Annotated in this window: 21 protein-coding genes and 1 pseudogene; 5 read left to right on the plus strand and 17 right to left on the minus strand. The window is 69.2% G+C overall.

Annotated elements, in window-relative coordinates; all coding sequences use genetic code 11:
* Positions 1-65: 65 nt before the first annotated feature.
* Complete coding sequence (gene recQ / locus RKD20_RS18540) at positions 66-2,096, minus strand: DNA helicase RecQ (protein WP_424883259.1); 2,031 nt, start codon at positions 2,094-2,096, stop codon at positions 66-68.
* A gap of 309 nt (positions 2,097-2,405) precedes the next feature.
* On the opposite strand from recQ, the gene RKD20_RS18545 reads away from it, so the two are divergent.
* On the plus strand, positions 2,406-2,966 hold the full coding sequence (locus RKD20_RS18545) for a hypothetical protein (protein WP_424878682.1): 561 nt from the start codon (positions 2,406-2,408) through the stop codon (positions 2,964-2,966).
* Positions 2,967-3,048: 82 nt separating this feature from the next.
* On the opposite strand, the gene nuoN is transcribed toward RKD20_RS18545, so the two are convergent.
* The 14 genes from nuoN to RKD20_RS18615 are packed head-to-tail and all read right to left on the minus strand — an operon-like array spanning position 3,049 to position 19,123.
* Positions 3,049-4,698: an NADH-quinone oxidoreductase subunit NuoN gene (gene nuoN / locus RKD20_RS18550; RefSeq protein ID WP_424878683.1), complete on the minus strand. Its 1,650-nt coding sequence runs from the start codon at positions 4,696-4,698 to the stop codon at positions 3,049-3,051.
* Positions 4,695-6,266, minus strand: a complete 1,572-nt coding sequence (locus RKD20_RS18555; RefSeq protein ID WP_424878684.1) for an NADH-quinone oxidoreductase subunit M — start codon at positions 6,264-6,266, stop codon at positions 4,695-4,697. The genes nuoN and RKD20_RS18555 overlap by 4 nt, the downstream gene beginning before the upstream one ends.
* Positions 6,267-6,271: 5 nt before the next feature.
* The gene (nuoL, locus tag RKD20_RS18560; RefSeq protein ID WP_424878685.1) at positions 6,272-8,236 is read right to left on the minus strand and encodes an NADH-quinone oxidoreductase subunit L; all 1,965 of its coding nucleotides are present in this window, start codon (positions 8,234-8,236) and stop codon (positions 6,272-6,274) included.
* A gap of 14 nt (positions 8,237-8,250) precedes the next feature.
* The gene (gene nuoK / locus RKD20_RS18565; protein WP_003974374.1) at positions 8,251-8,550 is read right to left on the minus strand and encodes an NADH-quinone oxidoreductase subunit NuoK; all 300 of its coding nucleotides are present in this window, start codon (positions 8,548-8,550) and stop codon (positions 8,251-8,253) included.
* Positions 8,547-9,404 (minus strand): NADH-quinone oxidoreductase subunit J, encoded by an 858-nt coding sequence (locus RKD20_RS18570; protein ID WP_424878686.1) that lies wholly within the window; start codon positions 9,402-9,404, stop codon positions 8,547-8,549. Before RKD20_RS18570 ends, nuoK begins: the two co-directional genes overlap by 4 nt.
* The gene (gene nuoI, locus RKD20_RS18575; protein WP_020120587.1) at positions 9,401-10,042 is read right to left on the minus strand and encodes an NADH-quinone oxidoreductase subunit NuoI; all 642 of its coding nucleotides are present in this window, start codon (positions 10,040-10,042) and stop codon (positions 9,401-9,403) included. Before nuoI ends, RKD20_RS18570 begins: the two co-directional genes overlap by 4 nt.
* Complete coding sequence (gene nuoH / locus RKD20_RS18580; RefSeq protein ID WP_424878687.1) at positions 10,035-11,411, minus strand: NADH-quinone oxidoreductase subunit NuoH; 1,377 nt, start codon at positions 11,409-11,411, stop codon at positions 10,035-10,037. Before nuoH ends, nuoI begins: the two co-directional genes overlap by 8 nt.
* Positions 11,408-13,912, minus strand: a complete 2,505-nt coding sequence (locus RKD20_RS18585; protein ID WP_424878688.1) for an NADH-quinone oxidoreductase subunit G — start codon at positions 13,910-13,912, stop codon at positions 11,408-11,410. The genes nuoH and RKD20_RS18585 overlap by 4 nt, the downstream gene beginning before the upstream one ends.
* Positions 13,909-15,258, minus strand: coding sequence for an NADH-quinone oxidoreductase subunit NuoF (nuoF, locus tag RKD20_RS18590; protein ID WP_424878689.1), 1,350 nt, complete (start codon positions 15,256-15,258; stop codon positions 13,909-13,911). The genes RKD20_RS18585 and nuoF overlap by 4 nt, the downstream gene beginning before the upstream one ends.
* Positions 15,258-16,139: an NADH-quinone oxidoreductase subunit NuoE gene (nuoE, locus tag RKD20_RS18595; RefSeq protein WP_020120591.1), complete on the minus strand. Its 882-nt coding sequence runs from the start codon at positions 16,137-16,139 to the stop codon at positions 15,258-15,260. Before nuoE ends, nuoF begins: the two co-directional genes overlap by 1 nt.
* Positions 16,136-17,458, minus strand: a complete 1,323-nt coding sequence (locus tag RKD20_RS18600) for an NADH-quinone oxidoreductase subunit D (RefSeq protein ID WP_424878690.1) — start codon at positions 17,456-17,458, stop codon at positions 16,136-16,138. The genes nuoE and RKD20_RS18600 overlap by 4 nt, the downstream gene beginning before the upstream one ends.
* Positions 17,455-18,198 (minus strand): NADH-quinone oxidoreductase subunit C, encoded by a 744-nt coding sequence (locus RKD20_RS18605; RefSeq protein ID WP_007383965.1) that lies wholly within the window; start codon positions 18,196-18,198, stop codon positions 17,455-17,457. Before RKD20_RS18605 ends, RKD20_RS18600 begins: the two co-directional genes overlap by 4 nt.
* Positions 18,195-18,749 (minus strand): NuoB/complex I 20 kDa subunit family protein, encoded by a 555-nt coding sequence (locus RKD20_RS18610; RefSeq protein WP_007383964.1) that lies wholly within the window; start codon positions 18,747-18,749, stop codon positions 18,195-18,197. The genes RKD20_RS18605 and RKD20_RS18610 overlap by 4 nt, the downstream gene beginning before the upstream one ends.
* 14 nt (positions 18,750-18,763) lie before the next feature.
* Entirely contained in the window at positions 18,764-19,123 is a 360-nt protein-coding gene (locus RKD20_RS18615; protein WP_007383963.1) for an NADH-quinone oxidoreductase subunit A, read from the minus strand.
* Positions 19,124-19,857: 734 nt separating this feature from the next.
* Between RKD20_RS18615 and RKD20_RS18620 the strand changes: the two genes are divergently transcribed.
* Together RKD20_RS18620 and RKD20_RS18625 are read left to right on the plus strand one after the other, a co-directional pair.
* Positions 19,858-20,664, plus strand: a complete 807-nt coding sequence (locus RKD20_RS18620) for a C40 family peptidase (protein ID WP_351990381.1) — start codon at positions 19,858-19,860, stop codon at positions 20,662-20,664.
* Positions 20,665-20,840: 176 nt separating this feature from the next.
* Positions 20,841-20,963, plus strand: a pseudogene (locus RKD20_RS18625) (peptide deformylase); the annotation flags it as partial.
* Between the two features lie 159 nt (positions 20,964-21,122).
* Here the strand turns inward: RKD20_RS18625 and RKD20_RS18630 are convergent.
* Positions 21,123-22,409: a geranylgeranyl reductase family protein gene (locus tag RKD20_RS18630; RefSeq protein WP_020120595.1), complete on the minus strand. Its 1,287-nt coding sequence runs from the start codon at positions 22,407-22,409 to the stop codon at positions 21,123-21,125.
* 123 nt (positions 22,410-22,532) lie between these two features.
* On the opposite strand from RKD20_RS18630, the gene RKD20_RS18635 reads away from it, so the two are divergent.
* Together RKD20_RS18635 and RKD20_RS18640 are read left to right on the plus strand one after the other, a co-directional pair.
* Positions 22,533-23,057 (plus strand): GNAT family N-acetyltransferase, encoded by a 525-nt coding sequence (locus RKD20_RS18635; protein ID WP_424878691.1) that lies wholly within the window; start codon positions 22,533-22,535, stop codon positions 23,055-23,057.
* A 110-nt stretch (positions 23,058-23,167) separates the two neighbouring features.
* Complete coding sequence (locus tag RKD20_RS18640) at positions 23,168-23,485, plus strand: PASTA domain-containing protein (RefSeq protein WP_037901080.1); 318 nt, start codon at positions 23,168-23,170, stop codon at positions 23,483-23,485.
* A 155-nt stretch (positions 23,486-23,640) separates the two neighbouring features.
* Here the strand turns inward: RKD20_RS18640 and RKD20_RS18645 are convergent, their stop codons facing one another.
* Positions 23,641-24,336, minus strand: a complete 696-nt coding sequence (locus RKD20_RS18645) for a demethylmenaquinone methyltransferase (protein WP_424878692.1) — start codon at positions 24,334-24,336, stop codon at positions 23,641-23,643.
* Positions 24,337-24,341: the final 5 nt, after the last annotated feature.

Here is a 24,341-nt window from a genome sequence, read left to right on the forward strand (position 1 = left end):
CCCCGGCCCCTGAGGAGAGGTGACGCGGTCCAACCCCCGCGCCCCGCGCCGGAGCCCGGCTGCGGCTATATCCAGTCGTCCTCGGGCTCCGGATCCGCGTCCATCTCGGGCCAGTGATCCGCACCGGGGTCAGCTCCAGGGTCCGCTCCCGGACCCGCGTCGCCGGCCGGGCTCGATGCCTTCGGGGCCGCACCGCCCTCGGCCAGCCCGGCGAGCACCTCGATCACGCCCTCCCCGTATGTCGCGAGCTTCTTCTCACCGACCCCGCCAACGCTCCCTAGCTGCGTCACGGACGTGGGCCACACCGTGACGATCTCCCTGAGTGTGGCGTCGTGGAAGATGACGTACGCCGGGACGCCCTGCTCACGGGCCTGTTCGGCGCGCCAGGCCCGCAGTGCCTCGAAGGCCGGCACCAGCGCCTCGGGCAGCTCGGCCACCGCGGCCTTGGCCTTGCCGCGCCCGGACGAGGACGAGGACGCGGACTTGGCGCTCGCCGGCTTCTCCGGCTCCTTGCGCAGGGGCACCTCCCGCTCCCGCCGCAGCACCCCACCGCTCGCCTCGGTCAGCACCAGCGTGCCGTAGTCCCCTTCGACCGCGAGCAGCCCCTGGGCCAGCAGCTGCCGTACGACACCTCGCCATTCGCCCTCGGAGAGATCCTCGCCGATGCCGAACACCGACAGCTGGTCGTGGTCGAACTGGATGACCTTGCCGGTGCGCTTGCCGAGCAGGATGTCGACGATCTGCACGGCCCCGAACTTCTGCCCGCGCTCCCGCTGGAGCCGCACGATCGTGGAGAGCACCTTCTGGGCCGCGACGGTGCCGTCCCAGGTCTCGGGCGGGGTGAGGCAGGTGTCGCAGTTGCCGCAGCCCGTGGGCTCCGGCTCCTGGCCGAAGTACTTCAGAAGCTGCCCGCGCCGGCACTGCGCGGTCTCGCACAGGGCGAGCATCGAGTCCAGGTGGGCGGCGGCGCGGCGCCGGAACGCCTCGTCGCCCTCGCTCGACTGGATCATCTTGCGCTGCTGTATGACGTCGCCCAGGCCGTAGGCCATCCAGGCCGTGGACGGGAGTCCGTCACGCCCCGCGCGGCCCGTCTCCTGGTAGTAGCCCTCGACCGACTTGGGCAGGTCGAGGTGGGCCACGAAGCGGACGTCCGGCTTGTCGATGCCCATGCCGAAGGCGATGGTCGCCACCACGACCAGGCCGTCCTCGCGCAGGAAGCGGGACTGGTGGGCGGCACGGGTGCCCGCGTCCAGGCCGGCGTGGTACGGGACCGCCTCGATGCCGTTGCGGGAGAGGAACTCGGCCGTGGCGTCCACCGACTTGCGGGAGAGGCAGTACACGATGCCCGCGTCGCCCGCGTGCTCCTCGCGTAGGAACGCGAGCAGCTGCTTCTTGGGGTCGGCCTTGGGGATGATCCGGTACTGGATGTTGGGCCGGTCGAAGCTGGCCACGAAGTGCCGGGCCGTCGGCATGTCGAGCCGCTGGGTGATCTCCTCGTGCGTGGCACGGGTGGCCGTCGCGGTGAGCGCGATCCGCGGGACGTCGGGCCAGCGCCGGCCGAGCACCGACAGCGTCAGGTAGTCGGGGCGGAAGTCGTGACCCCACTGGGAGACGCAGTGCGCCTCGTCGATGGCGAAGACGGCGATCTTGCCCCGGGAGAGAAGATCCTGCGTGGCGTCGAGGCGGAGCCGCTCCGGCGCGAGGTAGAGCAGGTCCAGCTCTCCGGCCAGGAACTCGGCCTCCACCACGCGGCGCTCGTCGAAGTCCTGCGTGGAGTTCATGAACCCTGCACGCACGCCGAGCGCCCTGAGCGCGTCCACCTGGTCCTGCATCAGCGCGATGAGTGGTGAGACGACGATGCCCGTGCCTGGTCTGACCAGGGACGGAATCTGGTAGCACAGCGACTTGCCGGCGCCGGTGGGCATGAGGACGACCGCGTCCCCGCCGGCCACCACATGCTCGATGATCTCTTCCTGCTCGCCGCGGAAGGCGTCGTATCCGAAGACCCGGTGCAGCGTGGCCAGTGCCTCGCTGTCGCTCGCGTCCGGTGTCCCGGTGATCCCTGGCATCTCGCTGATACCGCCCATCCCGCCCATAGTCCCGTCCCCCGTACGTCGTCCCTCGACCACTGCCTCCACGATAGGGGCCGGGACCGACAGCGTCGGAGTTATCCACAGGCCGGGCCGGTGACGTTGCGTGGTCATTCGATCGGCCGATGTCACATGGCGCACGCGTTCAAGTCGGGACATGCTGCTGGGGCGGGCCGGGGAGGCTCCCCTCCTCCCCATGGACGGCTCCTTCCCACGGACGACTCCTCGCCGCGCGTCTCTCCCGCCTCAAGCGCCTCAAGCGGCTCAAGCGGCTCAAGCGGCTCAAGCGGCTCAAGCGGCTCAAGGAGAACCACGATGGCCCCTCGGCCCCTGAAGGCAGTGCTCACCGTCGCGGCGGCGACGGCCTTCTCACTGACCGCAGTCCCCGCACAGGCAGCCGACCCGGACCCGCTCGTCTGGACGGAGCTGTCCAAGACGTACGGGGCCACCGGCGCGTATACGTACGAGCCGTACGCCGTCGCCGACGGTTTCACCCCGACGGCCTGTGCGCCCGGCTCGGGCTATCGCTACGTCAACGAGGAGAACGTCGGGCAGAACGACCCCGAGAAGCCCGCGGCTCTCCTCTACGAGGACGGCCCGTACGGGCGCAGGCTCGTCGCGGTGGAGTGGGTCGCGAAGGCCGAGTCGGGTGCCGCCGCGCCGGTGATGTTCGGTCAGACCTTCCAGAAGCCGGTCGACCTGGCGGACGCGGGCTCCGGCTACACCCTGCGTGCCTGGATCTACAAGACGAACCCCAGCGGTCTCTTCAACCCCACGCATCCCGATGTGACGTGCTCGGCGGGCCAGGACTCGGATCCTGACCTGTATCCGGACCTGACCCAGGACGTGATCCCGGCCCTGGATCTGGACCTGTGACCTGTGACCGCATGCGGCGGGCCCCGGCTCCCTCGAAGGGAGCCGGGGCCCGCCGCATGAACACGGTTTCAGGCATCCCGGGTCAGCGCACGAACACTCCCGCCTGGTTGGCCAGGTCCAGGAAGTACTGCGGCGCCACACCGAGCACCAGGGTGACCGCCACGCCGACCCCGATCGCCGTCATCGTCAGCGGCGACGGCACGGCGACCGTCGGCCCCTCCGGGCGAGGTTCGCTGAAGAACATCAGCACGATCACGCGGATGTAGAAGAACGCGGCGATGGCCGACGAGATCACACCGACCACGACGAGCGGCGCCGCGCCACCCTCCGCCGCCGCCTTGAACACGGCGAACTTCCCGGCGAAGCCGGAGGTCAGCGGGATACCGGCGAACGCCAGCAGGAACACCGCGAACACGGCGGCCACCAGCGGCGAACGACGGCCGAGGCCCGCCCACTTGGACAGGTGCGTCGCCTCCCCACCGGCGTCGCGGACCAGCGTGACCACGGCGAACGCGCCGATCGTCACGAACGAGTACGCGGCCAGGTAGAAGAGGACCGACGACACCCCGTCCGGCGTGGTCGCGATGACACCGGCGAGGATGAACCCGGCGTGCGCGATCGACGAGTACGCAAGAAGCCGCTTGATGTCGGTCTGCGTGATCGCGACGATCGCACCGCCGAGCATGGTGACGATCGCGACGGCCCACATGACCGGCCGCCAGTCCCAGCGCAGGCCCGGCAGGACGACGTAGAGGATCCGGAGCAGCGCGCCGAAGGCGGCCACCTTGGTCGCCGCCGCCATGAAGCCGGTGACCGGGGTGGGCGCGCCCTGGTAGACGTCCGGGGTCCACATGTGGAACGGCACCGCACCCACCTTGAACAGCAGGCCCATGACGATCATCGCCGCGCCGATCAGCAGCAGCGCGTCGTTGCCCATGGTGTCGGCGAGCGCCGGGTCCACGGTGCTGATCGTGCCGTCGACGACCTGCGCGATCGTGCCGTACGACACCGAGCCCGCGTAGCCGTACAGCAGCGCGATGCCGAACAGGGTGAACGCGGAGGCGAACGAGCCGAGCAGGAAGTACTTGACCGCGGCCTCCTGCGACATGAGCCGCTTGCGGCGGGCCAGCGCGCACAGCAGGTACAACGGGAGCGAGAAGACCTCCAGGGCCACGAACAGCGTCAGCAGGTCGTTGGCGGCCGGGAAGATCAGCATGCCGGCGACGGCGAAGAGCAGCAGCGGGAACACCTCGGTGGTGGTGAACCCGGCCTTCACGGCCGCCCTCTCGCTGTCGCTGCCCGGCACCGAGGCGGCCTGCGCGGCGAACGAGTCGACGCGGTTGCCGTGTGTCTCGGGGTCGAGCCTGCGCTCGGCGAAGGTGAACAGGCCGACCAGGGACGCCAGCAGGATCGTGCCCTGGAGGAACAGCGCCGGTCCGTCGACGGCGATCGCGCCCATGGCCGCGATGCCCGCCTTGGTGGTGGCGTATCCGTCGGCGGCCAGGGCGACGACCGCCGCGAAGGCGGCACACAGGGCCACGACGGACACGAACAGCTGGGCGTAGTAACGGGACTTGCGCGGGACGAAGGCCTCGACCAGCACTCCGATGATCGCCGCGCCCAGGATGATCAGGGTGGGCGACAACTGCCCGTATTCGATCTTCGGCGCGTCGATCTTGGAGATCGGGTCGGCCGCGGTTGTCCACAGGCTGTGGACGACTGTCGCGCTCACTTGGCCGCCTCCACCTCGGGCTTGGGGTCCTTCTTGTGTACGTCGGACATGGTCGACTTCACCGCCGGGTTCACGATGTCCGTGACGGGCTTCGGATAGACGCCCAGGAAGATCAGCAGGACGACCAGCGGAGCCACGACCACGAGCTCACGCACGCGCAGGTCCGGCATCGCCGAGACCTCCGGCTTCACCGGGCCCGTCATCGTCCGCTGGTAGAGGACGAGGGTGTACAGCGCGGCGAGCACGATGCCGAAGGTCGCGATGATGCCGATCACCGGGTAGCGCGCGAACGTGCCGACCAGGACCAGGAACTCACTCACGAAGGGCGCGAGTCCCGGCAGGGACAGGGTCGCGAGGCCGCCGATCAGGAAGGTGCCGGCGAGCACCGGGGCGACCTTCTGGACACCGCCGTAGTCGGCGATGAGCCGCGAGCCGCGCCGCGAGATCAGGAAGCCGGCCACCAGCATCAGGGCGGCCGTCGAGATCCCGTGGTTGACCATGTAGAGGGTCGCGCCGGACTGGCCCTGGCTGGTCATCGCGAAGATGCCCATGATGATGAAGCCGAAGTGCGAGATCGACGCGTAGGCCACCAGCCGCTTGATGTCCCGCTGGCCGACCGCGAGCAGCGCCCCGTAGATGATGCTGATCACCGCCAGGACGAGGATCGCGGGTGTCGCCCACTTGCTGGCCTCCGGGAAGAGCTGGAGGCAGAAGCGGAGCATCGCGAAGGTGCCCACCTTGTCGACGACCGCCGTGATGAGCACGGCGACCGGGGCGGTGGCCTCCCCCATCGCGTTGGGCAGCCAGGTGTGCAGCGGCCACAGGGGCGCCTTCACCGCGAAGGCGAAGAAGAACCCGAGGAACAGCCAGCGTTCGGTGTTGGTCGCCATGTGGAGTGAGCCGTTGGCCCGCGCTTCGGCGATCTCCTGGAGGCTGAAGTTCCCGGCGACGACATAGAGGCCGATCACCGCGGCCAGCATGATCAGACCGCCGACCAGGTTGTAGAGGAGGAACTTCACGGCGGCGTACGAGCGTTGGGCCGCCGCGTTCTCGTCCGAGCCCGCGTGGGCACGGTCCCCGAAGCCGCCGATGAGGAAGTACATCGGGATCAGCATGGCTTCGAAGAAGATGTAGAAGAGGAAGACGTCGGTGGCCTCGAAGGAGATGATCACCATCGCCTCGACGGCCAGGATCAGGGCGAAGAAGCCCTGCGTCGGCCGCCACCGCTTGTTTCCGGTCTCCAGCGGGTCGGCGTCGTGCCAGCCCGCCAGGATGATGAACGGGATCAGCAGGGCGGTCAGCGCGAGGAGCGCCACCCCGATGCCGTCCACGCCCAGTTCGTAGCGGACCCCGAAGTCCGCGATCCAGGCGTGCGATTCGGTGAGCTGGTAGCGGTCGCCGTCCGGGTCGAAGCGGACCAGGACGGCGATCGCGAGGGCGAGGGTGGCGATCGAGACGAGCAGCGCCAGCCATTTCGCGGCGGTGCGCCGGGCGGCCGGCACGGCGGCCGTGGCGATGGCCCCGATCGCCGGGAGCACCGCCGTCGCTGTCAGCAGAGGAAAGGACATCGGTATCAGACCGCCCTCATCAGCAGGGTCGCGGCGACGAGGATCGCCGCGCCGCCGAACATCGAGACCGCGTACGACCGCGCGAAGCCGTTCTGCAGCTTGCGCATCCGTCCGGAGAGGCCGCCGACCGAGGCCGCCGTGCCGTTGACCACGCCGTCGACCAGGGTGTGGTCGACGTAGACCAGGGACCGCGTGAGGTGCTCTCCGCCGCGGACCAGGACGACGTGGTTGAAGTCGTCCTGGAGCAGGTCGCGCCGGGCGGCCCGGGTGAGCAGCGACCCGCGCGGGGCGACGACCGGGACGGGCCTGCGGCCGTACTGGGCCCAGGCGATGGCGACGCCGATCAGCAGGCACACCATGGTCGCGCCGGTGACCGTGGCCGCACTGAGCGGGGAGTCGCCCTCGCTGTGCCCGGTGACCGGTTCCAGCCAGTGCAGGAAGCGGTCGCCGATGCTGAAGAAGCCGCCCGCGAAGACCGATCCGAAGGCCAGCACGATCATCGGGATCGTCATGGACTTGGGGGACTCGTGCGGGTGGGGTTCCGCGTGCTCACCGTGGTGCGCGGCGGCGGGCTCGGCGCTCGGTGCCTCCGGGGAGCGGGTGGGCTGGTTCTTCCAGCGCTCCTCGCCGAAGAACGTCATCAGCATCACGCGCGTCATGTAGAAGGCGGTGATGGCCGCGCCCAGCAGGGCGCAGGCGCCGAGGATCCAGCCCTCGGTGCCGCCCTTGGCGAAGGCCGCCTCGATGATCTTGTCCTTGGAGAAGAAGCCGGACAGGCCCGGGAAGCCGATGATGGCCAGGTAGCCGAGGCCGAACGTCACAAAGGTGATCGGCATGTACTTCCTGAGGCCGCCGTACTTCCGCATGTCGACCTCGTCGTTCATGCCGTGCATGACCGAACCGGCTCCCAGGAAGAGCCCGGCCTTGAAGAAGCCGTGCGTCACCAGGTGCATGATCGCGAAGACGTAGCCGATGGGGCCGAGGCCCGCGGCGAGGACCATGTAGCCGATCTGCGACATGGTCGAGCCGGCCAGCGCCTTCTTGATGTCGTCCTTCGCGCAACCGACGATCGCACCGAACAGGAGCGTGACACCGCCGACGACGGTGACGACGAGCTGGGCGTCCGGCGCGAGGTTGAAGATGTTGGCGGAGCGGACGATCAGGTAGACGCCCGCGGTCACCATGGTCGCCGCGTGGATGAGGGCCGAGACCGGGGTCGGGCCCTCCATCGCGTCCCCGAGCCAGGACTGCAGCGGCACCTGGGCGGACTTGCCGCAGGCGGCGAGCAGCAGCATCAGGGCGATGCCGGTGAGCGTCGCCTCGGAGGCGCCGTCGACGAGGCCGGGCTTCTCATGGCTGCCGAGGACCGGGCCGAAGGCGAAGGTGCCGAACGTCGTGAACATCAGCATGATCGCGATCGACAGGCCCATGTCGCCGACGCGGTTGACCAGGAAGGCCTTCTTCGCCGCGGTGGCCGCGCTGGGCTTGTGCTGCCAGAAGCCGATCAGCAGGTAGGAGGCGAGACCGACGCCCTCCCAGCCGACGTACAGCAGCAGGTAGTTGTCGGCGAGGACGAGCAGCAGCATCGCCGCGAGGAACAGGTTCAGATAGCCGAAGAAGCGGCGGCGCCGCTCGTCGTGCTCCATGTACCCGATCGAGTACAGGTGGATCAGTGAGCCGACGCCGGTGATCAGCAGCACGAACGTCATCGACAGCTGGTCCAGGCGGAAGGTGACGTCCGCCTGGAAGCCCTCGACCGGGATCCAGGTCCACAGGTGCTGGATGAGCGTGCGGTGCTCGGCGTCCTTGCCGAGCAGGTCGGCGAAGAGGATGGCGCCGAACACGAAGGAGGCGCCGGCCAGGATGGTGCCGATCCAGTGGCCGACGGCGTCCAGCCGTCGGCCGCCGGTCAGCAGGACCGCCGCTCCGAGCAGAGGCGCCGCAATCAGCAGCGCGATCAGATTCTCCACGATTCAGCGACCCCTTACAGCTTCATCAGGCTGGCGTCGTCGACCGAGGCCGAGTGGCGGGAACGGAACAGCGACACGATGATCGCGAGCCCGACCACGACCTCCGCGGCGGCGACGACCATCGTGAAGAAGGCGATGATCTGGCCGTCGAGGTTGCCGTGCATCCGGGAGAAGGCGACGAACGCGAGGTTGCAGGCGTTGAGCATGAGCTCGATGCACATGAACACCACGATGGCGTTGCGCCTGATCAGCACGCCGGTGGCGCCGATCGTGAACAACAGGGCGGCGAGGTAGAGGTAGTTGACCGGGTTCACTTCGACGCCTCCCTCTTGAAGGTGGCCGGTTCGATCTCGGTCCGCTCCAGGCGTTCCTCGGCGCGCTGCTCCAGCGCCTTGAGGTCGTTCAGCGCCTCGGCGGACACGTCACGGATCTGACCGCGCTCGCGCAGTGTCTTGCTGACCGTGAGCTCGGACGGGGTGCCGTCGGGCAGCAGGCCCGCGATGTCCACCGCGTTGTGCCGGGCGTAGACGCCGGGGGCGGGCAGCGGCGGGACGTGCTTGCCCTCGCGGACGCGCTTCTCGGCCATCTCGCGCTGGGTGAGGGCGCGTTCGGTGCGCTCGCGGTGGGTGAGCACCATGGCGCCGACTGCGGCCGTGATCAGCAGGGCGCCGGTGATCTCGAAGGCGAAGACGTACTTGGTGAAGATGAGGGTCGCGAGGCCCTCCACGTTGCCGCCCGCGTTGGCCTGGGTGAGGCCGTTGAACTGCTTGAGCGAGGCGTTGCCGATGCCGGCGAAGAGCAGGATGCCGAAGCCGAGCCCGCACACCAGGGCCAGCCAGCGCTGGCCCCTGATGGTCTCCTTGAGGGAGTCCGCCGCGGTCACGCCGACGAGCATCACCACGAACAGGAACAGCATCATGATCGCGCCGGTGTAGACGATGATCTGGACGACGCCGAGGAAGTAGGCGCCGTTGGCGAGGTAGAACACCGCCAAGATGATCATGGTCCCGGCGAGACAGAGGGCGCTGTGCACGGCCTTCCTCATGAAGACGGTGCACAGGGCGCCGATCACGGCGACGGTGCCGAGGACCCAGAACTGGAAGGCCTCGCCGGTGGAGGTGTCGGCGGCCAGCGTGGCCGCGGCGGCGAGCTGGAGGGGTGCGCTCATCGCCCGATCACCTTCTCCGACGCCGGTTCGTCCGCACCGAAGGTGGAGTCGGCCTCCTGGACCACCTCGCCCTTGGAGACGGCGACCTGGGGCACGGTGCCGGGCGCGGCCTCCGTGACCAGCCCCCGGTAGTAGTCCTGCTCGTCCGTGCCGGGGTAGATGGCGTGGGGCGAGTCGACCATGCCCTCTTCGAGGCCGGCGAGCAGCTGCTCCTTGGTGAAGATGAGGTTGGCGCGGCTGCTGTCGGCCAGCTCGAACTCGTTGGTCATCGTCAGCGCGCGCGTGGGGCAGGCCTCGATGCACAGCCCGCACAGGATGCAGCGGGCGTAGTTGATCTGGTAGACGCGGCCGTACCGCTCGCCCGGCGAGTAGCGCTCCTCGTCGGTGTTGTCGGCGCCCTCCACGTAGATGGCGTCGGCGGGGCAGGCCCAGGCGCACAGCTCGCAGCCGACGCACTTCTCCAGGCCGTCCGGATGGCGGTTGAGCTGGTGCCGTCCGTGGAACCGCGGAGCGGTGGTCTTCTGCTGCTCCGGGTACTGCTCGGTCAGCCGCTTCTTGAACATGGCCTTGAAGGTCACGCCGAAGCCGGCGACGGGGTTCATGAAACCGGGTTTGGTCTCCTTGGGTTCCTCAGCCATCGGACGCCTCCTTTCCATCCGTAGAACCAGTCAGCGGTCCGTCACTTTGAGTATCGGGCCCGCCACTGACAATCAGCTCTCGCTCCTGGCGCGAGCGGCGCCTGGGCACCGGCGGCAACTCCTGTCCGGGCAGCGGCGGGACGGGGAATCCGCCCGCCATCGGGTCGAATCCGGCCGGCTGTTCGGCGGGCTCCGCGGCCGCCTTCGACTTCTCGCGGAACATGTCGGCGACGAAGGAGAGCAGCAGCAAGGCCAGGACTCCGCCACCGACGTAGAGGGCGATGTCGGCGAAGTCGTAGTTCTCGTTGCGCAGGGTCCGCACGGTCGCGACGAGCATCAGCCACACCACGGAGACCGGGATGAGGACCTTCCAGCCGAGCTTCATCAGCTGGTCGTAGCGGACCCGCGGGAGCGTTCCGCGCAGCCAGATGAAGAAGAACAGCAGGAGCTGCACCTTGATCACGAACCAGAGCAGCGGCCACCAGCCGTGGTTCGCGCCCTCCCAGAAGGTGCTGATGGGCCAGGGGGCCCGCCAGCCGCCGAGGAAGAGCGTGGTCGTCACGGCCGAGACCGTCACCATGTTCACGTACTCGGCGAGCATGAACAGCGCGAACTTGATCGACGAGTACTCGGTGTTGAAGCCGCCGACCAGGTCGCCCTCGGACTCCGGCATGTCGAAGGGGGCGCGGTTGGTCTCGCCGACCATGGTGATGACGTAGATGATGAAGGAGACCGGCAGCAGGACGATGTACCAGCGGTCCTGCTGCGCCTCGACGATCGCCGAGGTCGACATCGACCCGGAGTAGAGGAACACCGAGGCGAAGGCGGCGCCCATGGCGATCTCGTACGAGATCATCTGCGCGCAGGAGCGCAGGCCGCCGAGGAGCGGATACGTCGATCCGGAGCTCCAGCCCGCCAGGACGATGCCGTAGATGCCGACCGAGGCGACCGCGAGGATGTAGAGCATCGCGATCGGCAGGTCGGTGAGCTGCATCGTGGTGCGGTGGCCGAAGATCGAGACCTCGTTGCCGGACGGGCCGAAGGGGATCACCGCGATCGCCATGAAGGCCGGGATGGCCGCGACGATCGGCGCGAGGACGTAGACGACCTTGTCCGCGCGCTTGACGATGACGTCTTCCTTCAGCATCAGCTTCACGCCGTCGGCGAGCGACTGGAGCATGCCCCAGGGGCCGTGCCGGTTGGGACCGATGCGCAGCTGCATCCAGGCGACGACCTTGCGCTCCCACACGATGGAGAACAGCACGGTCACCATCAGGAACGCGAAGCAGAAGACGGCCTTGACGACGACCAGCCACCAGGGGTCGGTGCCGAACATCGAGAGGTCTTCCGCGGCGAGGTACGGGCTCATGCCTCCACCTCCTTGGGAGCTTCGGCTGCGAGCGTCGCCGGGCCGATGTGGACGAGGGAGCCGGGCAGCACCCCGGCGTCGGAGGCGACGCCCCCGCCGGTGGAGTTCAGCGGGAGCCAGACCACGCGGTCGGGCATCTCGGTGATCTGCAGCGGCAGTTCGACGACCCCGGTCTTGCCGGTCACGGCGAGGAGGTCGCCGTCCTTGACGCCCACCTCGGCGGCCGTCGCGGCCGACACCCGCGCGTGTGCCGCGTGCCGGGTCCCGGCGAGCGCCTCGTCGCCCTGCTGGAGCAGACCCTGGTCGAGCAGCAGCCGGTGTCCGGCCAGGACGGCCTCCCCGGCGGCGGGCCGCGGCAGCTGGGCCCCGGTCTCGAAGGGTTCGGTGCCGCGCGGTCCGTCCCAGGGGCCGAGCCGGTCGATCTCCGCGCGCGCGGTGCGCAGATCCGGCAGACCCAGGTGTACGTCCATGGCGTCGGCCAGCATCTGGAGCACCCGTGCGTCGGTGGGCGCGAGCCAGCGGGTCATCTGGTCGGGCTTGAGCGCGGCCTCGAAGAACCGCACCCTGCCCTCCCAGTTGAGGAAGGTGCCGGCCTTCTCGGCGACCGCGGCCACCGGCAGGACGACGTCCGCGCGCTCGGTGACCTCACCGGGACGCAGTTCCAGCGACACCACGAACCCGGCCTCCTGGAGCGCTGCACGCGCGCGTGCCGGGTCGGGCAGGTCCGCGAGCTCGACGCCCGCGACCACCAGGGCCTGGAGCTCGCCGGACATCGCGGCCTCGACGATCTGACCGGTGTCCCGGCCGTAGCGGTGCGGGAGTTCGGCCATGCCCCAGACGGAGGCGACCTCATCCCGCGCGCGCGGGTCGGTGGCCGGACGCCCGCCCGGCAGCAGCGACGGCAGCGCGCCCGCTTCGAGGGCACCGCGCTCTCCGGCCCGCCGCGGGATCCACACCAGCTGCGCGCCGGTCGCGGAGGCGGCCCGCACGGCGGCGGTCAGTCCGCCCTTCACGGCGGCCAGCCGCTCGCCGACGACGATCACCGCACCCGCGGTGCGCAGCGCCTCGGCGGCCCTGCTGCCGTCGTCCTCCAGGCCGACCCCGCCGGCCAGCGCGTCCAGCCACTCGGTCTCGGTGCCGGGGGCGGCGGGCAGCAGCGTGCCGCCCGCCTTCTCCAGGCCGCGCGTGGCGTAGGTGGCGAGCGAGAAGACCTTCTGGCCGTGCCCCCGCCACGCCTTGCGCAGCCTCAGGAAGACGCCGGGCGCCTCCTCCTCGGCCTCGAACCCGACCAGCAGGACCGCCGGCGCCTTCTCCAGAGCGGAGTACGTGACGCCCGTACCGTCGAGGTCACGGCCGCGGCCGGCGACCTGTGCGGCCAGGAAGTCGGCCTCCTCGCTGCTGTGCACGCGCGCGCGGAAGTCGATGTCGTTGGTGTCGAGCGCCACGCGCGCGAACTTGCTGTACGCGTAGGCGTCCTCGATGGTGAGGCGGCCGCCGGTGAGGACTCCGGCCCGGCCGCGGGAGGCGAGCAGCCCCTGGGCCGCGATCTGGAGCGCCTCCGGCCAGGACGCCGGCACCAGTTCGCCCTCGGGATTGCGCACCAGCGGGTGCTCCAGCCGGTCGCGCTGCTGCGCGTACCGGAAGGCGAAGCGCCCCTTGTCGCAGATCCACTCCTCGTTGACCTCGGGGTCGTTGGCCGCGAGCTTGCGCATGACCTTGCCGCGCCGGTGGTCGGTGCGGGTGGCGCAGCCGCCGGAGCAGTGCTCGCACACGCTCGGGGAGGACACCAGGTCGAAGGGGCGGGAGCGGAATCGGTACGCCGCCGAGGTGAGCGCGCCGACCGGGCAGATCTGGATGGTGTTGCCGGAGAAGTACGACTCGAAGGGGTCGCCCTCGCCGGTGCCGACCTGCTGGAGCGCGCCCCGCTCGACCAGTTCGATCATCGGGTCGCCCGCGATCTGGTTGGAGAAGCGGGTGCAGCGGGCGCACAGCACGCACCGCTCGCGGTCGAGCAGCACCTGGGTGGAGATCGGGACGGGCTTCTCGTAGGTGCGCTTCTTGCCCTCGAAGCGGGACTCGGCCTGGCCGTGGGACATCGCCTGGTTCTGCAGGGGGCACTCGCCGCCCTTGTCGCAGACCGGGCAGTCCAGCGGGTGGTTGATGAGGAGGAGCTCCATCACCCCGTGCTGGGCCTTCTCGGCGACCGGCGAGGTGAGGTGGGTCTTCACCACCATCCCGTCGGTGCAGGTGATGGTGCAGGAGGCCATCGGCTTGCGCTGTCCCTCGACCTCGACGATGCACTGCCGGCAGGCGCCGGCCGGGTCGAGGAGGGGGTGGTCGCAGAACCGGGGGATCTCGATGCCGAGCTGTTCGGCGGCCCGGATGACCAGGGTGCCCTTGGGCACGCTGATCTCGGCGCCGTCGATGGTCAGCGAGACGAGGTCCTCCGGCGGGACCGCCGCCTCTCCCCCGCCTGAGGGAGCGCTCGTGGTCACGGTCATGCGTTCACCTCCGTGCGGGAGTCGGCCCAGACCGTCGACTTGGCCGGGTCGAAGGGGCAGCCGCGGCCCGTGATGTGCTCCTCGTACTCCTCGCGGAAGTACTTGAGCGAGGAGAAGATCGGCGAGGCGGCACCGTCGCCGAGGGCGCAGAACGACTTGCCGTTGATGTTGTCGGCGATGTCGTTCAGCTTGTCGAGGTCGGACATGACGCCCTTGCCGGCCTCGATGTCGCGCAGCAACTGCACGAGCCAGTACGTGCCTTCACGGCACGGGGTGCACTTGCCGCAGGACTCGTGGGCGTAGAACTCGGTCCAGCGGGTGACGGCGCGGACGACGCAGGTCGTCTCGTCGAAGCACTGCAGGGCCTTGGTGCCGAGCATGGAACCGGCGGCGCTGACGCCCTCGTAGTCCAGGGGGACGTCGAGGTGCTCCTCGGTGAACATCGGCGTCGAGGAGCCGCCCGGCGTCCAGAACTTCAGCCGGTGGCCGGGCCGCATCCCGCCGCTCATCTCCAGCAGCTGGCGCAGCGTGATGCCGAGCGGGGCCTCGTACTGGCCGGGGCTGGCGACATGGCCGCTGAGCGAGTACAGCGTGAAGCCGGGAGACTTCTCGCTGCCCATCGACCTGAACCAGTCTTTCCCCCTTTGGAGAATCGCGGGAACCGACGCGATCGACTCCACGTTGTTCACAACAGTCGGGCAGGCGTAGAGGCCCGCGACCGCAGGGAAGGGGGGACGGAGCCGCGGTTGGCCACGGCGGCCTTCGAGCGAGTCGAGCAGTGCGGTCTCCTCACCGCAGATGTACGCGCCGGCGCCCGCGTGCACGGTGATGTCGAGATCGAGGTCGCTGCCCAGGATGTTCTGTCCGAGGTAGCCGGCCGCGTAGGCCTCGCTCACGGCCGAGTGCAACCGCCGCAGTACGGGGACGACTTCACCCCGCAGATAGATGAAGGCATGCGAAGACCTGATGGCGTAACACGCGATGATCATGCCCTCGATGAGGCTGTGCGGGTTCGCGAAGAGGAGCGGGATGTCCTTGCAGGTCCCGGGCTCCGACTCGTCGGCGTTGACAACTAGATAGTGCGGCTTTCCATCTCCCTGCGGAATGAACTGCCATTTCATGCCGGTGGGGAATCCGGCGCCGCCGCGGCCGCGCAGACCGGAGTCCTTGACGTACGCGATCAGGTCGTCCGGCGACATCGCGAGCGCCTTGCGGAGTCCCTCGTAGCCCTCGTGCCTCTTGTAGACGTCCAGCGTCCAGGACTTGTCCTCGTCCCAGAAGGCCGACAGCACGGGTGCGAGCAGCTTCTCGGGGCTGGTGTCTTTCAGTTCGGGTGCCAAGGTCATCACTCCCCCTCCTCGGCGGCGGGCCCGGCCGGATGGGCCGGGTCGGAGGCCGACGTGTCCTGTGGCGCGTCGTGCGAACTCAGGTGCTCCGACGGGGACGGCTCGTGGGCGCCCCTGTCCTGCGGTGCGCTGTCGCGGTCCTGCGACGCTCCTTCGCGCGGATGGACCACGCGCGCGGGTGCGGTCTCTCCCCTGGCCAGGCGGAGGCCCACCAGCGACGCGGGTCCGGCCCCGCCGCTTGCCTCGACGGCCCCTGGCCGCTCGTCGGGGAAGCCGGCGAGGATCCGCGCGGTCTCCTTGAACGTGCACAGCGGCGCCCCGCGCGTGGGTTCGACCGGACGCCCCGCGCGCAGGTCGTCGACGAGCCGCTTGGCGGTGGCCGGGGTCTGGTTGTCGAAGAACTCCCAGTTGACCATCACGACCGGCGCGAAGTCGCAGGCCGCGTTGCACTCGATGTGCTCCAGGGTGACCTTGCCGTCGTCGGTGGTCTCGCCGTTGCCGACGCCCAGGTGCTCCTGGAGCTCGGTGAAGATCGCGTCGCCGCCCATCACCGCGCACAGGGTGTTGGTGCAGACCCCCACCTGGTAGTCACCGGACGGCTTGCGCCGGTACATGGTGTAGAAGGTGGCCACCGCGGTGACCTCGGCCGTGGTCAGCTCCAGCACGTCCGCGCAGAACCGCATGCCGGTGCGCGTGACGTGTCCCTCCTCCGCCTGCACGAGATGCAGCAACGGCAGGAGCGCCGAGCGGGAGTCCGGATAGCGGGCGATGATCTCGCGCGCGTCCGTCTCCAGGCGGGCTCGGACGTCGTCCGGGTAGGCGGGTGCGGGCAGTTCGGGCATGCCCAGGCTGACGCCCCGCTCGGAAGAACTGGTGGTCACCGGTCGACGCCTCCCATCACGGGGTCGATGGACGCGACAGCGACGATGACGTCGGCGACCTGGCCGCCCTCGCACATCGCCGCCATGGCCTGAAGGTTGGTGAAGGACGGGTCGCGGAAGTGGACCCGGAAGGGGCGGGTGCCGCCGTCGGACACGGCGTGCACCCCGAGTTCGCCCTTGGGTGACTCGACGGCCGCGTACGCCTGTCCGGGCGGCACGCGGAAGCCCTCGGTGACCAGCTTGAAGTGGTGGATCAGGGCCTCCATGGAGGTGCCCATGATCTTCTTGATGTGGTCGAGGGAGTTGCCGAGCCCGTCGGGGCCGAGCGCGAGCTGGGCGGGCCAGGCGATCTTCTTGTCGGCCACCATGACCGGTCCCGGCTGGAGCCGGTCCAGGCACTGCTCGACGATCCTGAGCGACTGGCGCATCTCCTCGAGCCGGATGAGGAAGCGGCCGTAGGAGTCGCAGGTGTCGGCGGTCGGCACGTCGAACTCGAAGGTCTCGTAGCCGCAGTAGGGCTGTGCCTTGCGCAGGTCGTGCGGCAGGCCGGTGGAGCGCAGGATGGGGCCGGTGGCGCCGAGGGCCATGCAGCCCGCCAGGTCCAGATGGCCGACGTCCTGCATACGGGCCTTGAAGATGGGGTTCCCGGTGGCGAGCTTGTCGTACTCCGGGAGGTTCTTCTTCATCTTCTTCACGAACTCGCGGATGTGGTCCACCGCGCCGGGCGGCAGGTCCTGCGCGAGTCCGCCGGGGCGGATGTACGCGTGGTTCATCCTGAGGCCCGTGATGAGCTCGTAGATGTCGAGAATCATTTCACGATCACGGAATCCGTAGATCATGATCGTGGTGGCGCCGAGTTCCATGCCGCCGGTGGCGATGCACACCAGGTGCGAGGAGAGCCGGTTCAGCTCCATCAGGAGCACCCGGATGAGGGTGGCCCGGTCGGGGATCTGGTCCTCGATGCCGAGGAGCTTCTCGACGGCGAGGCAGTAGGCGGTCTCGTTGAAGAAGGACGTCAGGTAGTCCATGCGCGTCACGAACGTGGTGCCCTGCGTCCACGTGCGGAACTCGAGGTTCTTCTCGATGCCGGTGTGGAGGTAGCCGATGCCGCAGCGGGCTTCGGTGACGGTCTCGCCGTCGATCTCCAGGATCAGGCGGAGCACCCCGTGGGTGGAGGGGTGCTGGGGCCCCATGTTGACGACGATGCGCTCGTCGTCGGCCTTGGCCGCGCTCTGGACGACCTCGTCCCAGTCGCCACCGGTGACCGTGTAGACGGTGCCCTCGGTGGTCTCGCGCGGAGTTGCGTGCTGCGTGCTCATGAGTACGACCTCCGCTGGTCCGGAGCCGGGATCTGGGCGCCCTTGTACTCGACGGGGATGCCGCCGAGGGGGTAGTCCTTGCGCTGCGGGTGGCCCTGCCAGTCGTCCGGCATCATGATCCGCGTCAGGGCCGGGTGGCCGTCGAAGACGATCCCGAAGAAGTCGTAGGTCTCGCGCTCGTGCCAGTCGTTGGTCGGGTACACCGAGACCAGCGACGGGATGTGCGGGTCGGCGTCCGGCGCGCTGACCTCCAGGCGGATCAGCCGGTTGTGGGTGATCGAGCGCAGGTGGTAGACGGCGTGCAGCTCGCGGCCCTTGTCGTGGAGGTAGTGGACCCCACTGACGCCGGTGCAGAGCTCGAAGCGCAGGGCCGGGTCGTCGCGCAGGGTCTGCGCGACGCGCAGCAGGTGCTCGCGCTCGATGTGGAAGGTGATCTCGCCGCGGTCGACGACCGTCTTCTCGATCGCGTTGCCCGGGAGCAGTCCCTGCTCCTCCAGGGCGCCTTCCAGCTCGTCGGCGACCTCGTCGAACCAGCCGCCGTAGGGGCGGGCCGCCGGTCCCGGGAGGCGGATCGAGCGGACCAGGCCGCCGTAGCCGGAGGTGTCGCCGCCGTTGTCGGCGCCGAACATGCCGCGCTGGACGCGGATCTCCTCACCTCCCTCGCCGCGCTGGCCGGGGAGGTTGGAGCCGCTCAGCTCCTTCTCCGGGTTGGCTCCGTTGGTGCCGTTCGCGTCGCTCACCGCAGCAGCCCCTTCATCTCGATCGTGGGCAGGGCCTTGAGCGCCGCCTCCTCCGCCTCGCGGGCCGCCTCCTCGGCGTTCACGCCGAGCTTGGAGGACTGGATCTTCTGGTGGAGCTTGAGAATCGCGTCCATCAGCATCTCGGGCCGTGGCGGGCAGCCGGGCAGATAGATGTCGACCGGGACGATGTGGTCGACGCCCTGCACGATCGCGTAGTTGTTGAACATGCCGCCCGAGGAGGCGCAGACCCCCATGGAGATGACCCACTTGGGGTTCGGCATCTGGTCGTAGACCTGCCTGAGCACCGGCGCCATCTTCTGGCTGACCCGGCCGGCGACGATCATGAGGTCCGCCTGGCGGGGTGAGCCGCGGAAGACCTCCATGCCGAAGCGGGCCAGGTCGTAGCGTCCGGCGCCGGTGGTCATCATCTCGATGGCACAGCAGGCGAGGCCGAAGGTGGCCGGAAAGACGGACGCCTTGCGCACCCAGCCCGCGGCCTGCTCGACGGTGGTCAGCAGGAAGCCGCTCGGCAGCTTTTCTTCGAGTCCCATGAGTTAAAGGCCCCTCAGTCCCATTCCAGGCCGCCGCGCCGCCATACGTACGCGTACGCGACGAAGACGGTGAGCACGAAGAGCAGCATCTCCACGAGCCCGAAAACACCCAGGGCGTCGAAGGTGACGGCCCAGGGGTAGAGGAAGACGATCTCGATGTCGAAGACGATGAAGAGCATCGCCGTCAGGTAGTACTTGATGGGGAAGCGCCCGCCGCCGGCCGGCGTGGGGGTCGGCTCGATCCCGCACTCGTAGGCCTCGAGCTTGGCCCGGTTGTACCGCTTCGGACCGATCAGCGTGGCCATGACCACGGAGAAGATCGCAAAGCCTGCCCCGAGGGCTCCCAGTACGAGGATGGGCGCATAAGCGTTCACCGCTCCTCGCTCCTCTCAGTCGGCACTGACTGCTGGCGATGGCATCGGACTCACACCCGCTTCATACGTCCCTCTGACCTCCGTCCGTCCCGACGAAGATCGCGAACATGTGAAGCAGGTCACAAGCCCAACTGACCCGCATCTTATGCCCGCCGGTCTGTGATCTGCGACACGGGGTATTGCACAAGCTTTGTGATCTCCACCACCAGACGAAGGATCATGAAGTCGGATCAGCGGTGATCTTCACACGAGAAGCGTCCGAGTGATCACCAGAGGTGACATTTCCGCTTGTCGACGCAGGTCGGGAGAGGCATCTCCATATCAAGAGGGTTCCCCTGCATGCAAATTGGCGATGGACGCGACGGCTTGATAGTGGACCGCGTTCACACCTCAGAGGGAGGTGCGAGGCGGAGTGTGGACACGTGCACACATTCACGAGCGCCGACCGACTCCGGACGCAGCCCTCGCCGTAACCGTTGCGTGACCTCCGCCACACCCATGAGAGATCCACAAGAAGGGGGCTTGGCCATCGGGCCCAACGGATGGTAGCTGCGGGGCAATTCGGGCGTAACAGCGAAAGGCCATGATCACGGCCATGATCACGAGAGTCCGCAATGTCCGTTACGGCGTCAATAAAGAGTGAGCCGCCGGGTATTCGGGCCGCCGATTGAACAACTGTGGCGCAGCACACGTTTCTTGAAGGTATGGAGGAGCCCCTGATACCAGTTGGTCTCATGTCCCACACCGCTCACATACGCAGCCACCGGAAACCCCGCCGCAGCGCGACGACTTCGATCGCCGTGCGTGCCGGAGTCGCCGGTGGCGTGCTCAGCATGGCAGCGGCGGGCGCGTCGGCTTCGGCGTTCGCCGCCGAGTCGACGACGCAGACCCTCGAACTGCCCACCCTCTCGGCCGACCTGGGCAGCCAGGTCGCCGAGTCCGCCGACGCGATGCAGCAGGCCGCCGCCAACTACCAGCTGCAGGCCGAGCGTGACGCGGCCGCCGCAAAGGCCGCGAAGCAGGCCAAGGCGGACCTCGCGGAAGCCAAGAAGAAGGCGGAGGCCAAGAAGAAGGCCGAGGAGGCACGCAGGGCCGCCGCCGAGGAGGCCGCCTCGCGCAGCTCCCAGCGGACCACCCTGTCCGCCTCGGCGAGCGCCAGTGTCTCCACGAGCTCGTCCACGGCCACCGGTTCGGCCGCGGCCGTCATCGCCTTCGTGAAGGCACAGGTCGGTGACGCCTACGTCTCCGGCGGCACCGGCCCCAACTCGTGGGACTGTTCGGGCCTCGTGCAGGCCGCGTTCAGCCAGATCGGCGTCGACCTGCCGCGCGTCTCGCAGGACCAGTCGACCGCGGGCACCCAGGTCTCGCTGAGCAACCTTCAGCCGGGCGACATCCTGTACTGGGGCAGCGCGGGCAGCGCGTACCACGTGGCGGTGTACGTGGGCGACGGCATGTTCGTCGGCGCGCAGAACCCCTCGACCGGTGTGGCCGAGAAGCCGCTGTCCTACGACCCGCCGACCGGCGCGGTGCGGGTGCTCTGACCCCGTAACAGCTTGGCAGGGCCGCAGCCGCTCGGGGGCTGCGGCCCTACTGGCATTGCGCGGCGCCCGAATTGTCCTTGTTCAGCGGTGCGTTGATGTGGTGACCGGTCCGCTCCGGGACCTGTTGGACGTGTTCTGTTCCCGTGCACAACCCGCGGACGGGCCGGGCCTCGCAGGTCCGGCATGTCGGACACCTCGTCAACCCGGTGCTCGACCGGCTCGCCCCGGCCGGGCGCAGGCTGCTCGACGACGGCGAGGGGTGCCTGCCGGTGCCGGGCGCCGTCATGGCCGTATCCCGCCGGGCGGCCGACGTCGAGGCGCTGAACGGCGCTCAGGGCACCGTCAGCGCCTCAGGGAGTGGACCAGTGCCCACACCGACACCGCGACGAGGATGACGAAGACGGGTAACGCGACCCCTGCGTCCATGCCTCCAACATGCCCCCACGGCGGGGCTCCCGTCACGCCTTCGGCGCCACCTTGCTCAGCCCGTTGATGATCCGGTCCATCGCGTCGCCGCCCGTGGGGTCGGTGAGGTTGGCGAGCATCTTGAGGGTGAACTTCATGAGCAGCGGGTGGGTCAGGCCGCGCTGGGCCGCGATCTTCATGACCTTCGGGTTGCCGATGAGCTTCACGAAGGCGCGGCCCAGCGTGTAGTAGCCGCCGTAGGTGTCCTTGAGGACCCGCGGGTAGCGCTGCAGGGCGATCTCCCGCTGGGCGGGCGTCGCGCGGGCGTGGGCCTGGACGATGACGTCGGCGGCGATCTGGCCGGACTCCATGGCGTAGGCGATGCCCTCGCCGTTGAAGGGGTTCACCATGCCGCCGGCGTCGCCGACCAGGAGCAGGCCCTTGGTGTAGTGCGGCTGGCGGTTGAAGGCCATCGGCAGGGCGGCACCGCGGATCGGGCCGGTCATGTTGTCCGGGGTGTAGCCCCAGTCCTCCGGCATGGAGGCGCACCAGGCCTTCAGCACCTCGCGCCAGTCGAGCTCCTTGAAGGAGTCGGAGGTGTTCAGGACGCCGAGGCCGACGTTGGAGGTGCCGTCGCCCATGCCGAAGATCCAGCCGTAGCCGGGCAGCAGCCGGTCCTCGCCGGGACCGCGGCGGTCCCACAGCTCCAGCCAGGACTCCAGGTAGTCGTCCTCGTGGCGAGGGCTCTCGAAGTACGTCCGTACGGCGACGCCCATCGGGCGGTCCTCACGGCGGTGCAGGCCCATCGCGAGGGAGAGCCGGGTGGAGTTGCCGTCGGCGGCGACCACGAGAGGCGCGTGGAAGGTGACTTCTCGCTTCTCCTCGCCGAGTTTCGCGTGGACGCCGGTGATGCGGCCGGTGCGGTCGTCGACGATCGGGGCACCGACGTTGCAGCGCTCGTAGAGCCGCGCTCCGGCCTTCTGGGCCTGGCGGGCGAGCTGCTCGTCGAAGTCGTCGCGCTTGCGGACGAGGCCGTAGTCGGGGAAGGAGGCCAGTTCCGGCCAGTCGAGCTGGAGGCGTACGCCACCGCCGATGATGCGGAGGCCCTTGTTCCGCAGCCAGCCGGCCTCTTCGGAGATGTCGATGCCCATGGCCACGAGCTGCTTGGTGGCACGCGGGGTGAGGCCGTCGCCGCAGACCTTCTCGCGCGGGAACTCGGTCTTCTCCAGGAGGAGCACGTCGAGTCCGGACTTGGCGAGGTGGTACGCGGTCGTGGAGCCGGCCGGCCCCGCGCCGACGACGATGACATCGGCGGTGTTCTCGGACAGGGGCTCGGTCACGGCGGGATCTCCCCAGGCTCGGAATCAAGTTCGGAATCAAGTTCTGAATCCGCGTGCCGACCGGCACTGGACATGGGCAGTCTATTCAGCAGAATTGATCACCCGGCTGAAGGGCTGCCCCCAGTGAACCGAGCTCTGCCCGTAGTACGGCTGCGCGTCCCCACCGACGAGGACGCCGTCGCCTGGCACCGGGTCTTCGACGACCCGGACGTCATGGAGTTCCACGGCGGCAGGTCCGCCGAGCTGTACGTCTACGAGGAGCTCACCGCGCGGCAGCGCCGGCACGACGCCGAGCGGGGTTTCTGCCTGTGGACCATGGTCGACGAGGGCGGGCAGGTCATCGGCTTCACCGGCGCCCAGCCATGGCCGCGGGACTGGGGGCCGACGGGCGAGATCGAGATCGGGTGGCGGCTCGGACGGGCCTACTGGGGCCAGGGGTACGCCACGGTGGCCGCGCAGATGACGCTGGAGCGGCTCAGGGCGGCGGGCGTCACGGACGTGGTGGCGATGGTCAGACCCGGCAACGAACGGTCGATCGCGGTCACCAAGCGCCTCGGAATGGAACTCGCGGAGACCTTCCCGCACCCCCGGTTCGGGGAAGAGGCGCTGTGCTTCCGGCTTTCCCTGGAGGACAGTCGCTCAGAGTAGCGGTCTGTTGCGGAAAGACACCCGGCACTTCCGGCCGCCGCCGGGCCGGAGTTACCCTGCCAGTACCGCTGGGGGTGACATCTGTGCGCATACCACCCAAGACGCCCGAAGTGCGCGTACCGCGTCTGGTCGGACTCATGGCCGTCGACGCGCGCGAGACGGCCCAGGCGCAGGGCCTGTTCGTCAACGCGCCGGATCGCAAGGACTTCCATCTGGCCGTCGTCGACTACGTCGTACGCCAGTACCCGCAGGCCGGTGCCGAGGTGCCGCGGGACTCGGTGGTGTACGTGTGGTTCGACCTCGGCCCGGGTGAGGGCGGCGGAGGCATCCGCGAGCCCCGCATCCCCAGACCGCCGAGCGGCGGCCTCCAGCGCGAGCTGGACGAGCCGGGCGATCCGTACGTGGTCCGCTGCGTGACAGGGCTCTGAAGTCGTCCGAGGTCCGCTGCGTCACGGGACGACGACCGCCGAAACCCGCCGCGCCACCGAACTCCGACGACCGCCGAAACCCGCCGCGCCACCGAACTCCGACGACCGCCGAAACCCGCCGCGCCACCGGGCTCCGACGACCGGCGCCGAGCCGTTCAGCTCTCCTTGACGCCCCGGTGCAGGGCCACGATGCCGCCCGTCAGGTTCCGCCAGGCCACCTTCGACCAGCCGGCCTTCTGGAGGCGCTCCGCCAGGGCAGGCTGGTTCGGCCAGGCGCGGATGGACTCGGCGAGGTAGACGTACGCGTCGGGGTTGGAGGAGACCGCGCGGGCGACCGGCGGCAGGGCCCGCATCAGGTACTCGGTGTAGACCGTGCGGAACGGCGCCCAGGTCGGGTGGGAGAACTCGCAGATCACGACCCGGCCGCCGGGCCTGGTCACCCGGTACATCTCGCGCAGCGCGGAGTCGGTGTCCTGGACGTTGCGCAGTCCGAAGGAGATGGTGACGGCGTCGAAGGTGTCGTCCTTGAAGGGCAGCCTCGTCGCGTCGCCCGCGGTGAACGGCAGCCAGGTGTGCCTGCGCTTGCCGACCTGGAGCATGCCGAGCGAGAAGTCGCAGGGCACGACGTAGGCGCCGGTGCGGGCGAAGGGCAGCGACGAGGTGGCCGTGCCCGCCGCCAGGTCCAGGATCTTCTGGGCGGGGCGGGCGTCGACGGCCCTGGCGACCTCCTTGCGCCACACCCGGTCCTGGCCGAGCGAGAGCACGTCGTTCGTCAGGTCGTACCGTTCCGCCACGTCGTCGAACATCGAGGCGACTTCGTGCGGCTGCTTGTTCAGGGAAGCGCGGGTCACGTCCC

This window comes from Streptomyces sp. SLBN-8D4, assembly GCF_049739545.1.
Classification (GTDB): domain Bacteria; phylum Actinomycetota; class Actinomycetes; order Streptomycetales; family Streptomycetaceae; genus Streptomyces; species Streptomyces canus_C.

What these genes read in the sequence shown, in the direction of transcription:
- RKD20_RS18545 (WP_424878682.1), top strand. Translation starts at nt 2,406, where the DNA reads ATGGCCCCTCGGCCCCTGAAGGCAGTGCTCACCGTCGCGGCGGCGACG.
- RKD20_RS18620 (WP_351990381.1), top strand. Translation starts at nt 19,858, where the DNA reads ATGTCCCACACCGCTCACATACGCAGCCACCGGAAACCCCGCCGCAGC.
- nuoH (WP_424878687.1), bottom strand. Translation starts at nt 11,411, where the DNA reads ATGAGCCCGTACCTCGCCGCGGAAGACCTCTCGATGTTCGGCACCGAC.
- nuoF (WP_424878689.1), bottom strand. Translation starts at nt 15,258, where the DNA reads ATGACCTTGGCACCCGAACTGAAAGACACCAGCCCCGAGAAGCTGCTC.
- recQ (WP_424883259.1), bottom strand. Translation starts at nt 2,096, where the DNA reads ATGGGCGGGATGGGCGGTATCAGCGAGATGCCAGGGATCACCGGGACA.
- RKD20_RS18570 (WP_424878686.1), bottom strand. Translation starts at nt 9,404, where the DNA reads ATGAGCGCACCCCTCCAGCTCGCCGCCGCGGCCACGCTGGCCGCCGAC.
- RKD20_RS18610 (WP_007383964.1), bottom strand. Translation starts at nt 18,749, where the DNA reads ATGGGACTCGAAGAAAAGCTGCCGAGCGGCTTCCTGCTGACCACCGTC.
- RKD20_RS18585 (WP_424878688.1), bottom strand. Translation starts at nt 13,912, where the DNA reads ATGACCGTGACCACGAGCGCTCCCTCAGGCGGGGGAGAGGCGGCGGTC.
- RKD20_RS18555 (WP_424878684.1), bottom strand. Translation starts at nt 6,266, where the DNA reads ATGTCCTTTCCTCTGCTGACAGCGACGGCGGTGCTCCCGGCGATCGGG.
- nuoI (WP_020120587.1), bottom strand. Translation starts at nt 10,042, where the DNA reads ATGGCTGAGGAACCCAAGGAGACCAAACCCGGTTTCATGAACCCCGTC.
- RKD20_RS18600 (WP_424878690.1), bottom strand. Translation starts at nt 17,458, where the DNA reads ATGAGCACGCAGCACGCAACTCCGCGCGAGACCACCGAGGGCACCGTC.